At 50.8% G+C, this 12,108-nt stretch carries 15 protein-coding genes; 10 read left to right on the top strand and 5 right to left on the bottom strand.

Annotated elements, in window-relative coordinates; all coding sequences use genetic code 11:
* Positions 1-95: 95 nt before the first annotated feature.
* From QOY30_RS15815 to mog, 6 genes are all read left to right on the top strand, one after another.
* Entirely contained in the window at positions 96-470 is a 375-nt protein-coding gene (locus QOY30_RS15815) for a cysteine rich repeat-containing protein (RefSeq protein ID WP_283745585.1), read from the top strand.
* A 124-nt stretch (positions 471-594) separates the two neighbouring features.
* Entirely contained in the window at positions 595-1,431 is an 837-nt protein-coding gene (locus QOY30_RS15810; protein WP_283745584.1) for a hypothetical protein, read from the top strand.
* A 111-nt stretch (positions 1,432-1,542) separates the two neighbouring features.
* A complete protein-coding gene (gene mobB, locus QOY30_RS15805; RefSeq protein WP_283745583.1) occupies positions 1,543-2,031 on the top strand; it encodes a molybdopterin-guanine dinucleotide biosynthesis protein B in 489 nt (162 codons plus the stop codon).
* 124 nt (positions 2,032-2,155) lie between these two features.
* Complete coding sequence (mobA, locus tag QOY30_RS15800; protein ID WP_283745582.1) at positions 2,156-2,749, top strand: molybdenum cofactor guanylyltransferase; 594 nt, start codon at positions 2,156-2,158, stop codon at positions 2,747-2,749.
* Positions 2,749-3,987 carry a molybdopterin molybdotransferase MoeA gene (locus QOY30_RS15795; protein WP_283745581.1) on the top strand — a complete coding sequence of 413 codons (1,239 nt, stop codon included), beginning with the start codon at positions 2,749-2,751 and terminating at the stop codon, positions 3,985-3,987. Before mobA ends, QOY30_RS15795 begins: the two co-directional genes overlap by 1 nt.
* Before the next feature lie 2 nt (positions 3,988-3,989).
* Complete coding sequence (gene mog / locus QOY30_RS15790) at positions 3,990-4,535, top strand: molybdopterin adenylyltransferase (RefSeq protein WP_283745580.1); 546 nt, start codon at positions 3,990-3,992, stop codon at positions 4,533-4,535.
* A 70-nt stretch (positions 4,536-4,605) separates the two neighbouring features.
* Here mog and QOY30_RS15785 read toward each other — a convergent pair whose 3' ends face one another.
* From QOY30_RS15785 to QOY30_RS15765, 5 genes are all read right to left on the bottom strand, one after another.
* The gene (locus QOY30_RS15785; RefSeq protein ID WP_283745579.1) at positions 4,606-5,058 is read right to left on the bottom strand and encodes a hypothetical protein; all 453 of its coding nucleotides are present in this window, start codon (positions 5,056-5,058) and stop codon (positions 4,606-4,608) included.
* 89 nt (positions 5,059-5,147) lie between these two features.
* Complete coding sequence (locus QOY30_RS15780) at positions 5,148-5,645, bottom strand: TlpA family protein disulfide reductase (RefSeq protein WP_283745578.1); 498 nt, start codon at positions 5,643-5,645, stop codon at positions 5,148-5,150.
* Positions 5,642-6,160 carry a cbb3-type cytochrome c oxidase subunit I gene (locus tag QOY30_RS15775; protein ID WP_283745577.1) on the bottom strand — a complete coding sequence of 173 codons (519 nt, stop codon included), beginning with the start codon at positions 6,158-6,160 and terminating at the stop codon, positions 5,642-5,644. The genes QOY30_RS15780 and QOY30_RS15775 overlap by 4 nt, the downstream gene beginning before the upstream one ends.
* Positions 6,144-6,725, bottom strand: coding sequence for a c-type cytochrome (locus tag QOY30_RS15770; protein WP_283745576.1), 582 nt, complete (start codon positions 6,723-6,725; stop codon positions 6,144-6,146). The genes QOY30_RS15775 and QOY30_RS15770 overlap by 17 nt, the downstream gene beginning before the upstream one ends.
* 160 nt (positions 6,726-6,885) lie before the next feature.
* On the bottom strand, positions 6,886-7,674 hold the full coding sequence (locus QOY30_RS15765; protein WP_283745575.1) for a c-type cytochrome: 789 nt from the start codon (positions 7,672-7,674) through the stop codon (positions 6,886-6,888).
* 585 nt (positions 7,675-8,259) lie between these two features.
* Here QOY30_RS15765 and QOY30_RS15760 point away from each other — a divergent pair.
* From QOY30_RS15760 to QOY30_RS15745, 4 genes are all read left to right on the top strand, one after another.
* Positions 8,260-8,535 carry a hypothetical protein gene (locus QOY30_RS15760; RefSeq protein WP_283745574.1) on the top strand — a complete coding sequence of 92 codons (276 nt, stop codon included), beginning with the start codon at positions 8,260-8,262 and terminating at the stop codon, positions 8,533-8,535.
* Between the two features lie 202 nt (positions 8,536-8,737).
* Positions 8,738-10,132: a cbb3-type cytochrome c oxidase subunit I gene (locus QOY30_RS15755; RefSeq protein WP_283745573.1), complete on the top strand. Its 1,395-nt coding sequence runs from the start codon at positions 8,738-8,740 to the stop codon at positions 10,130-10,132.
* A 33-nt stretch (positions 10,133-10,165) separates the two neighbouring features.
* A complete protein-coding gene (locus QOY30_RS15750; RefSeq protein ID WP_283745572.1) occupies positions 10,166-11,122 on the top strand; it encodes a cbb3-type cytochrome c oxidase subunit II in 957 nt (318 codons plus the stop codon).
* Between the two features lie 16 nt (positions 11,123-11,138).
* On the top strand, positions 11,139-11,756 hold the full coding sequence (locus QOY30_RS15745) for a hypothetical protein (RefSeq protein WP_283745571.1): 618 nt from the start codon (positions 11,139-11,141) through the stop codon (positions 11,754-11,756).
* Positions 11,757-12,108: the final 352 nt, after the last annotated feature.

Below are 12,108 nucleotides of genomic sequence, written 5' to 3'. Positions count from 1 at the left end.
CGATGAGGATTTCTGAATCAGGAATCGCTGAAGGAAACGGTCGGCTGGTATGACAGTTTTTGGTTGCTTTTAAAATCAGACGGAGGAGTTGGCAAATGAAAAACTGGAAGATGGCTACGCTTGCAGCCGCGTTTTGTTTATCCATGGTGTCCTCGGCTTGGGCAGAACCAAATGCAAAGCCCTGTGCAGAAGATGTCGCCAACTTTTGCAAGGGCGTGCAGCCGGGGCAAGGGCGTTTGGCGCAATGCCTCAAGCAACATTCAAATGAACTGTCGCCTGCCTGCAAGGATGATCTAAAAATAAAGAAAGAAAAGTTCCAGGATTTCGTCCAGGCATGCAAGGCAGATGAAGAAAAACTTTGCAGTGACATAAAGCCAGGGCGAGGCAGAATCGTTCGATGCCTCAAACAACATGAAAGTGAATTGTCTTCGGAGTGCAAAGAGAAGATGGAGCAACCAAGAAGTCGGTAGTGATCTGTAAGTCTGTTATCGGCCAAAAGCAGTCGTTTATTATTGTTAGTTTTGTTCAGAGCGCGCTTTTACTCATGATTATTGTCTTTGCTATAGATTCATTCGACAGTTGAAGGGCTTGTACGTGGACGAAGATATTTTCAAGAATATGACTGCGAGCTTCTTCAATCCTGAGATTCAGGGGTGCTTGTCGGCAGTGCAATCAATTACTGGCTATCAACTCTCTGCGGTCGATAGGCAACCCTTTCTCTACTTTCATAATTACCTGACAAATCCAGAGCCTGAATTTGTCTCGGCGTGGCGTGCAGACCCAGCGCTTGAAACGTGGTATCACAAGTTTTCAAATGGCGTTCTGATGGATCTTCAGAACACGTTGGCGTGCGTCTCTTACCATTATGAAAGACTTGTTGCTATTGAAACTGAAGTAATCGAAAGCATCGAGAAGTTTGATTACAGAAAGGTATTAGGTAATTCAACAATAGCTCTTGGTAATACCTTGGTTTGGGATTTCGAGTATCAAGCTTTCATCCTTGCCTACCGTCGATGTCTTGACTATTTGGCCAGAGCGATATGTACTTACTTTAAGAATGACTTTCATTCTTTTAGACGACTCGGCACATACCTTAAGAAACTTAAGCCTGAAAGCATAGCCAAGCCACTTATAGTGCTACACGAGAAGTACCGTCCAATGTTCGAATTCGTTCTTTCCGAAGGTGATCGAAAATCACTTCGAGATCAGATCTCACACTACGGGTATGTACAGGCAGGAACTATTAATTTGAGTCAGCGGGGCTTTATGCTAGCTGGCGGAGGTGAGGAATTGGGGTTTTCGCACGCATCAGGTGCAATTGCTTTATCCGAAGTACTCAACAGACATATGGCGAACCTAAAGTCTTGTGTTCGCGAAATGGTCTATCAATACGTAGATGCAATACGCGCCGCGCAGGTGACTTCACGTTGACCGCCCTGTTGAAATCGCAAGTGGCCGCTTCGGGTTAAATGCAGTCAGACATATTGAAACGAGTAACAACATTCATCGAATCCAACAACTGAATCCAGGCTCTTGTGAACAATGACAGTCATCTCAATCGTCGGGCATTCCGGTTCCGGTAAAACCACCCTGGTGGAAAAGCTCATTCGTGAACTGTGCGCTCGCGGTTTGAAAGTCGCGACGATCAAGCACGCCCATCACAAGGTGGAGCTGGATACGCCGGGCAAGGACAGTTACCGCTACAAGGATGCCGGAGCGGTGATGAGCATGTTGCTCACGCGCGACGCGCTGCAACTGGTGGCGGATGCCAAGGAGGAGCGCGAGCCGGAACAATTGGCGCAACGTTTTCTGGGCGAGGCGGATGTGGTGCTGGCGGAGGGTTTTTCGCATGCGCCGGGAGCAAAGATCGAAGTGCTGCGCCGTGCATGTGAACAGTCTCCGCGTTGCGCTATCGCAGACGGGTTGATCGCCATCGTTACCGATATGGACGAGGTCTATCCGCAATTGCCGCACTTTGCGCTCGAGGATGCGAGTGGTATTGTCGATTTCATCCTGAAACGGACTAAATGAAAGTGGCAAATTGTTTGTGGAACAAATGGTCGTTCGCTCCGACCCTTCAGCCAAGCCCGGGATTAAAGGCCATATCGAACGGTCGTTCATGGTTCGACAAGCTCACCACGAATGGAATGTTCTTATGAAGATAACGGATTGCACGGCGCTGATTCTGGCGGGTGGCGACTCAAGCCGCATGGGGCAGGACAAGGCGGAATTGGTGCTGGATGGGAAGACGCTGCTGGAAAGTGTTACGACGACTATGCACTCCGTCTTTCCCAAGGTGATCGTCAGCGTGCGGCAACTGCGTACAGGAGTGGATGTGCCGCAGGTGCGCGACGAACACACTGCCAGTGGGCCGCTGGCCGGGTTGGCGGCAGGGATGAAAAGTGCGGCCACACCATGGATATTTGCCGTGGCCTGCGACATGCCCTTCATCAAGCCGGCAATGATCGAGTATCTTGCGGGGCAGCGTGCGGGTCATCAGGCGGTGGTTCCCCTGGTGCGCGGCATTCCGCAACCGCTCGCAGCGTTCTATGCGACAAGTTGCCGGGATGTGGCAGAAAGCATCCTCAACGGAGAAGGCAAGCACAGCCTGCGCGCGCTGCTTGAAAAATTGTCGGTGTGCTATGTGAACGAGGAGCAGATGTTGGCGGTCGATCCGCAGCTGCGCAGTTTTTTTGATCTGGATACGCCGCAGGATGTGGCGATCGCGATGAACGAGGTGAAGAAGTAATGGAGCATTTACGTGCAAGCGAGGCGCTGAGCCTCATACTCGAATCGGTCCCGCTATCCGGGGTCGAGACAGTGATGCTGGAACAGTCGCTGGGGCGCGTGCTGGCCGAGGCGATCAGCGCCAATCGCGACCTGCCGCCTTACGACGTGTCGGCGATGGACGGCTTTGCCGTGCGCAGTGTGGATGTGGCGAATGCGCCGACCCGGCTTGCCATCATCGAGGATATCAAGGCGGGCGACATGCCGACCAAGACCGTGCAGGCCGGGCAGTGTGCGCGCATCATGACCGGCGCACCGATGCCGCGAGGTGCGGATGCGGTGATAAGAGTGGAAGATACGAAGGCATTGCCTGCAGGCGATGTGCAGATCGACAAGATAGTGAAACCCGGTAACGACGTCCGGCCGCGGGGTGAGAGCATGAAGAATGGCGATGTGGTGCTGACGGCGGGTACCGAGATCACGCCGGGGGTGATCGGTGTGCTGGCGACGGTGAAGGCGGCGCAGTTTACGGTGTATCGCCGCCCGAGCGTGGCCATCCTTTCGACGGGCGACGAGCTGGAAGGCATGCGCGATCCGGTCGATTCGAACAAGATCCCCGAATCCAACACCTATGCGCTGATGGGGCAAGTGCAGGCACTCGGCATCGAGCCGGTGCTGCTCGGCATCGCACGCGATGAACCCGCTGAATTGCGCCGCTACCTGCAGGAGGGTTTGCAGTTCGACGTATTGCTGGTCTCCGGTGGCACCTCGGTTGGCGTACATGATTATGTGCGCCCGACACTGGAAGCGTTGGGTGTGCAGATGAAGTTCTGGCGCGTTGCGATCAAGCCGGGGCACCCGCTCGCATTTGGCAGGGCCGATAAGACATCTGTGTTTGGTTTGCCCGGCAATCCGGTTTCCAGCATGGTCTGTTTTGAAGAGTTCGTCGCCCCGGCATTGCGCCACATGATGGGCAGCACGCGTCTGTATCGCCGCACCGTGACTGCCCGGCTTGCACACCCGGTGAAATTCCGTCCCGGGCGTACCGAGTTCGTGCGTGTGCAGCTATCGCGCGATGCCGCCGGATACATCGCGAGTTCCACCGGCTCGCAAAGCAGCGGGGTGTTGATGTCCATGGCCAGGGCGGACGGCTTGCTGGTGATTCCATCAGACAGCACCGGGCTGGCAGAGGGTGAACAGGTCACTGTGCAACTGCTGGACGGCACAGTCTTTCAGGACGAAATCGGGTACAGGGAGTAAGCATGAGCATCGCACGCATCGGTATTGTGACCATCTCGGACCGCGCCAGTCGCGGCGAGTACGAAGACAAAGGAGGGCCGGCGATGCGGGCATGGTTTACGCGCGTGTTGACCTGTCCGTGGGAAGCCGTGGCGAGGGTGATCCCCGATGAACAGGCGCTGATCGAGGCGACCCTCATCGAATTGAGCGATGTTGTTGGCTGCAGCCTCATCGTCACCACAGGCGGCACCGGCCCGGCCTTGCGCGACGTGACGCCGGAAGCGACCGAAGCTGTGTGCGAGAAGATGCTGCCGGGTTTTGGTGAGCAGATGCGCGCGGCATCCCTGAAGTTCGTGCTGACTGCCATCCTGTCGCGGCAGACAGCGGGGGTGCGCGGCAAGAGCCTGATACTCAACTTGCCCGGAAAGCCTTCCTCAATAGACGATTGCCTGAATGCGGTGTTTCCGGCGATCCCTTATTGCATCGACCTGATCGAGGGGGCGTATCTGGAATCCGATCCCGAACAATGCAAGGTGTTCCGTCCGGCACACGCAGTGCGTCAAAAGTAGGAGTTGCTCTGGGATATCAAGGATCTATAGCCGGGAACCATGATTTGAATAAATGCCCGGCGAGGCGTTCTTATTTTTTGTTCAAGTGGGCTTTAAAGTAAGTTTGAATGGAATCAAACTTTTCAGGAGTAGGAAACTGGCCCTTGTGAAACACGAACTGCTGTTGCTTGCCTGCGCCATCCAAACCCGAAATGCCGAATGTCTTTCCCGAATAGTCGGGGAAGTAGCGCAGGTTCTTCACCAGATTAACCTGGGTACCGTTACGCTGGACCAAGCCCAGATTCTCGTCTGTTACCTTGAGTGATATCGGCGCAGAGGGTAAAAGCATCAACCTGGTTTTGAATACCCGGTTAAACCCGGCGATGAAAAAGAAGCAAGTCAGGAAGAAGAACAGGTAACCCATGTTGTGGTCATCGTCGTACCAGAAACCAGCAGCGATCGAAGCCAGCGCCACCACGGTTGGAATGTACAGCAACAAATCCCATACCATTCCTTTGCGATCAGGCACCAAATCGAAATTCATCGTCTCCTTCATAAGCTGTCTACCGTATTCTGTTCAAATTGTATTTGCGGCAGCAACCAGGATCGGTTGATTGCCTCAAATGACAATTTTCAATTGATTGTTTTCAATGCACTGTCCATTTCACCGAGCAGCATCCTACCGGCTTGTTCAAACTGAACGACGCCATGCTTGTCGATGATAAAGGTCCAGGGGTCGCCCATGACTCTATAAGCCTTATAGGCCTGGGGATTGGCATATTGGTCTATGTGGATAAATATGATTTTGTCCTGATACTGATCCATCACGCCCTTCAGCATCTGAAGCTGCTGGTCGCAATTGGTACAGTGTCCCGGCGTGGCAAATTCCAACACGATCGGCTTGCCCGTCAGCAATGCCTTATCAACTGAATATTGATACATGCGGGGATCCGGCTGGCGATAAGTCGTGACCTTGCTGAAGTTTCCGTCGGCATCTGCCAGGGTTTTGGTGGGCAAACTCGGCGCGTGCATTCCTACCGCAAAACCGGCGGATAAATTCTGCTCGCAGCCGCTAACCGTGCTCAAAAGAGCCAATGCCAAGCATGCCGACAGGAACTTGCGTTTCTTCATAATGGCTTTTGCCACCCGACTTTGGTTGTTTTATACAAGTTATAGCCCCAGATGATGTTTGCAGACAGAACCAGCATGCCAAACATCCCGACAAAGGCCAGCAAATGACTCACTACTTTTTCGGTATTTTCGCCCGAGCCCAAGCCGCCAATCAGTCCGGCTGAAAGGAAAAAAACCACCATTCCGATCAATCCGAAATTGTGCATCCAGAAGTGTATTCTCACGAGACGCACGCTGTATATCTGGCGGCGGGAAACCGTAGGGACGACATAGTATAAAGCGGCGAATATCGCCATTTCAACCCACCCCAGCAGGTTGATGTGACCATGTGCCAGCGTGATCAGACGCCCGTGCGCGCTATAGTCCACAAAATAGCGGAAGGCCGGGACGCCACCCATAACTGCTCCCCACGTGAAGCCGATAATGCTGTAAATAATGCACGCGTAGACGAACCATAAAAGGTATTTGTTAAAGTCTTCGAGTTGTGCGGCGCTGTGCTCAATGCTTTGTTTCATGTTGCTCCTCTTGAGGTTTTGTTTTCATCCAATCGCGAATATCTTTGTATTGTGATCTCCAGCCGTCCGGAGCCCACATATCCAGCATGGCATCAATAAAACTTGAATCGCCCTTTGGTGGAATAAAAGACGAAGATGAACCCTGGTCAGACTTTAGCTCGGATAGAAAAACCGCCACGGTGTGCAATTCCGCATCCGGAAGCTCGGACACATAAGCGGCATCTTTGGGAGGGGCCCCATGATCCATGGTCTTTGAACCGTAAGTCTGTTCCGGCTTTTTAAGGAAAGCATAGAAGTAATCAACGTCATGCTTTGAACCCAGGCCATCGAGACTGATGCCCATACTCGTTCCGCTGCCAACCGCCCTATGGCAGGTATAGCAGTCTCTTTGCTGATATATCTGGTAGCCGCGCAAACCTTCGTCTGAAAAAACGAAGTGAGTCAGAATAGGAAACAAGGGCTTGTCCGAGTTTCGTCTAATTGATTCCAGGACCGTAAAATTGATCACCGTAATAACTACGAGTAGCGCAACTATCCCAAAAAGGATCTTTTCTCCTTTTTTCATGTTTCTCCAATCTTGCTACTATTATGAATTCGCGCAGTGCTTGCCTGTCAGGCAGAGACTAAAAAACAAAAAAGATACTGATCGCTATGATAGATCAGTATCCCTTTTAGTTCCAGCGCCAGCCAGTTGGCGCTGGTAGAAAATACCCGATGTCTGGCGTTTAACGTACTACCTTCAGCTTTTCCAGAACCGTCTGATTGCCGATTTCCATGCCGTCTCCACTCGTGCTATCCGGAGCCTGTGACAAGAAGGTGGCTACGTCAATGATGTCATCATCGGACAGGTTGTGGGCGACTTTTCGCATTTGCCCCATAGGGTCATTGGTACGGGTGGCGTCACGCCAGTTAGTCAACTGAGCAACCAGGTAGGTATATTTCTGCTGACCGATCTTGGGATACACCGGATCGGCACCGCGGCCGTTAAAGCCATGGCAGGATGTGCAAGCAGATACTCTATCTTTTTCTGCCACGCCCGGACCATTCCGTCCATAGCGAACAAGGATCGAGCCTTTGTAAGCCTCGCCAATTTTTGTTCCATCAGTTTTAAGCTGATTCAGGTCGGAGAGTTCGGCATTCCTTGGGAAGCTGTTCTCATATGCAGCCAGGTCGCGACGATCCTGTTCGCTCAAAGCCTTAGCAATGCCATTCATCTGCTGCATGATATTGTCGGTACGCTTGTCTTCAGCGAAATTCGTTAGTTGCTTGACGATGTACACATATCCAATATTTGCAAGCCTGGGTGCTTTCATTGCATCTTGCCCCATCGCCTTGTCGCCATGACATGTGGCGCAAGCTGGTACGCTCCCGTCCGGCTTGCCATTTTCGAAAATGCTTTTGCCGTTGGTTAAATTCACACTTACGGCGCTGCCGTCAGCCAAACTTGCACCTGAAAAAACCAGCATGGCGGCCGTCCCCAAACACGCCATTGCCAAATTTGATAATTTACGCATGTGCCTCCCCCTCAAATTATTAATTACCTGCAATTCATGCAGGACAAAGCCATTTCATTCCTTACATGCAACCGGATTCAGGTCCTGCCGATATTAAGAATGCTTTTTCATCAGAATAAAAGCCAAGCCGAACAAAAATACGAAAATACCTGCATACATAATAAGAACTTCGCTGGTCGTTACATCTGGCTCAAGCATGTGTATCTCCTTGATCAATCATCGTTATAAGAACATCCGCACTAAAAAATATACCCTTTCAGACGGCGCGATATTAGCACCAAGAAATCCCCGAAGCAATAGTGTTATTGCGCTCTTCTTACGTTAAATATGCGTTAAATTAACGTTAAATTGCGGTAAATCACGGTAAATACGCTGGAACGCATACAATTCCCTTGACAAGTTGAGGGGATGGTAATTACCATCTGGAAAACAAAGTTTGTATTAAAAATTCGTTGTTGGCCGCAATGCTTCAACTGATTGATTTTTAGATTTAAATGTAATTCAAATGAAATTCGATTGTGTCTCGAGTTATGGGGTAACCGGTTTTTTTGGCAAGTTTTGATTTTTATTAATTTAAGGGGGGTCATGAGTACAAAGAAAAAATCTCTATCCATTTGGCTGATTCTTGTGAGCGGGATGCTGACGGGAATGGGTAATGGCAGCGTTTTTGGCGCGACTTTAATGTGCCTGATGGGGCGCGGGGGGTTTAGTAACTGGGGTGGATCTGCGTGGATGGCGTATGACCCGTCAACCTTCACCGGGTTTATTGATGAGGCAATGATCGTTTTCGGAATTGCGTTTTGCGGAATTCTGTATGTTGGCTTGAATCGCCACTATAAATTGGAAGGCGATGCTGCCTGAGTTAGAGGGGCGGCCTCGTGCTTTCTGTTGATACTAATTATTTGAGGGGTGTGCTATGGCTTTAATTGCGGGTTCACTGGGCGTGCTATTAGCGTTTTCGAGCATGTTGTTATCGTGGTACATACTTGTCCCACATGAAGATGACAGCAGTGGCGATAATCACTAATTTTTCGAGTTGAGGGGGAGTAACATGTTTAAATATTTGTTTGCCAAGAACGAAGATATACCCGCCGGTTCGGCGGCGGTGTTCTTCGGATTTTCAGCGATTATCTGGTTCGTAATCGGTACCGGACTGGGATCGTTTAATGCGGCGAAACTTGCATTTCCGGATTTTGTGACCGGGAATATTTATTTCGCCTTTGGTCATATGCGCCAGGTTCACGTGATGGCGGTTATTTTTGGCTGGATTTCCATGGCGTTTGCCATGGCCATGATGTATATCACGCCGGCGTTGGGCAACACAAAGCTGTGGTCCGAAAAATTGGGTCTGTGGAACTGCTTGCTGTGGAACGTGGGGCTGACACTTGGCCTGACCGTTTTGTGGGCGGGTATCACGTCCGGCCGTGAATATTCGGACTTTCCGTGGCCTATAGACTTGTACTTGGCCTTCTTCGTGTTCATCCCGTTGGCAATCAACGTCTGGATGACGGTTTTGACTCGCCGTACTCAAGGTATTTACACCACAAACTGGTTCTTTGCTTCTGCCATTTTCATGGTGATCATCGTGTTCCTGGTGGGTAACTCTCCTGAGTTTTTCCACCTGACCGGTCTTACCGAGGCTTATCTGACTTGGTGGTTCGCGCACAACGTACTGGGACTCTGGATCACTCCGGTGGCTGCTGCGATCGCTTATTACACCATCCCCAAGGTCACGGGAAATCCGCTGTACTCGCACCGCATTGGTCACTTGCACTTTTGGTCTGTTGTGGTGTTCTATTCCACTCCGGCGGCGCACCACCTGATGTCGGCGCCTTTGCCTGAGTGGTTGAAGTCTTTCGCTTCCGTTGAAGGTGTGCTGATCCTGGTGCCAGCGATTGCGTTCGTATCGAACATCATGCTGACGATGAAGGGCAAGTGGCATATGTTCGTCGAGAACATCGAGGTGCGTTTTACCATCACGGGTTGCTTGATGGCTATTCCCCTGAATATGCAAGGCGGTTTCCAGCAAACTCGTGCGATTAACTGGTACATCCACGGAACAGGCTGGATCGTTGCTCACGCACACTTGGCTTTGCTCGGATTCTCTACCTTCCTCGAGGCTGCTGCGGTTTACCTGGGCTTGCAAACAATCATGAAGCGCAAGTTGTACTCCTTGACGCTGGCCAATATGCACTTCTGGCTGTTGCTGATCGGCTTCTCGATTTACTGGGTTTCCATGACGATTGCCGGTCTGATTCAGGGCGCTGGCAAAATTTACGAGGTTCCGTATATCGATGTTGTGATTGCTGAGCACCCGTACATGATCGCCCGTTGGATCGGCGGTACCCTGGTATTCACTGGCAACATTCTGTGGCTGTACAACATGTGGATGACAGCGCGCAAGGGAACTGAAGTGCCTGAGGGTCGTATGCCGCATGAACTGGGATACGAGCGCTAATATTAGCCAGTGTAAAATTTAGGGAGAATAAGCATGGCTGGATTTAGAGAATATAAAGTTGGTGCGAGGTTATTCGCCATGGCATTTGGCGGCTCGATGACGATTACGTTGTTTTTTCCGAGCATCAATATTGCGTCGGTATCTTCGACTGATGTAGCGCTTTCGAAGCAACTGGCAGTGGGCCATGAAACGGGCTTCAATCTGGAAGACCCGTTTCTGCAGGGCAAGAACAAGCCTATGGTTGTCGCTCTGAAGGCTGACCCGAAAACAGGCCAGCCGCTCGGAGAGCCTGTTTCAGTGTTCGTGTATCAACCGGGAACGACATTTCCTGCCGGGATATTGCATCCGCGGATTCTGGGGCAGGGTATCGAGCAGCTGAGCGTTGAGCAGGGTCATATTACCGATGCGCAAAAGGCCTACGGCGCGGTCTTTACCGTAAGCAAAGGGACGTACCAGGGGAAAGAGTTCAGCTATATCGATAATCTGACTGCTACCAAAGGGTGGATGCCGGCCGACGTGATGCACTTAGCCAAGGATGAGGATATTTCTCATGCAGGCGCCGGCAAGACGTATTTTGTGCGTGAAGGGTGCTGGTGGTGCCATACCCTGCTTCCGGAGCAGACACAGGACTGGCAGGTATTCGGTGCGCCCCCGATGCTGGGTGACTTCAACGGCGAATCTCCAACCGCGTTCGGTTCGGACCGTAAGGCTCCAGACTTGATGCACGTAGGTTCTCGCAACTCTTCCAAAGAGTGGTTGATGATGCACTTCTTCAATCCACGCCTGGTCCAGCCGCATTCGATCATGCCGCGCTTCGACTATCTGTGGGGCGAAAAGGATGCGTCCGGTAACAAGATCGATTACGACAAATGGCGTGCAGAGTATGACGAATATCGCGAAGGCAAACGTGTATCGCCTCCGGATGTTCCTGCTTATGCCAGCGATTCTGAAATCCGCAGTCTGATTGACTTCATGCTGAGTCTGAAGTAACGAGGAGGATACAAAAATGTCTTGGAATTTTAATAAGCCGCTAGTCACGATGTGCGATCCCGCGACAAACGAGGCCGATAAAGTGCTTTGGGAAAAGGAAAACTTGGGTGGAATCACCGAAGACAACCATCGCATGCCTATGCCTGTTGTATTGCTCGTTGTGTTGACTGTTCTCACTGCTTTTGCAGTTACTTTCCCGTTGTGGGGGCAACGCCCAAATGCAGCAATCTACGAAGGCTACGTAAAAGCGATGAACACTCCTGAAGTGCAGGCGATTCAGGATGATGAAGCTGCAATGAAAAAGATCGTTCAGATGAATTTGGGCGGCAAATATGATGAGCTGTTGGAGCGTCACCCTCTGAGCATGAATGATTTGCGCATCATCAAGCCACAAATCGAAGCATTGATGGCTAAGGGTGTGGATTTGCAGGAATACAACATCGTTGGAGATAGAGTGGTTCTGGCGAATTTCGAGGGCAACGTCAAGGCAGACGGAACCCCTGAAAGAAAGCAGCCATGGTGGGACAGGGGCTACACCATCGATATTTTCTACGTACTGTATTTCTTTACGATGGTGATTATCCTGATCAAGAGATTGCCGCCTTCAACCTGGCAGCCTAAGCATACGCATTGATAATTCGTATCGGATTGGCCTGAATTAATAAGGTCAATCCGGTTCGTCGGCAAACAATATAGGAGCAATTATTATGATAGAAGTCGATTTTGGGCCTGGCGTACTTGGCGGGATAATATTGATAGTGTTTATAGCGCCGACAATTTACTCGTTCTTTATTGATCGCATTAAGAAATAATCAAATCAATTTCAGCTGGAGTCAAATTTACCAGCATGATTGAAGCTATTTTGATAGGATGCGAATGGGTAAATAAATCGATGCTTTCAGTTGAATGGGTGCGCTCAGGAAATGAAGGCAAAGTCCAGCCGTAGCACTTTAGGCAAAATTAATCCCGTTTAAATAATTAGACGG

The sequence above is a fragment of the Sideroxydans sp. CL21 genome, from assembly GCF_902459525.1.
Taxonomy (GTDB): Bacteria; Pseudomonadota; Gammaproteobacteria; order Burkholderiales; family Gallionellaceae; genus Sideroxyarcus.
The sequence above is the reverse complement of the archived record's forward strand: the minus strand, read 5'-3'. Positions and strand labels throughout refer to the sequence as shown.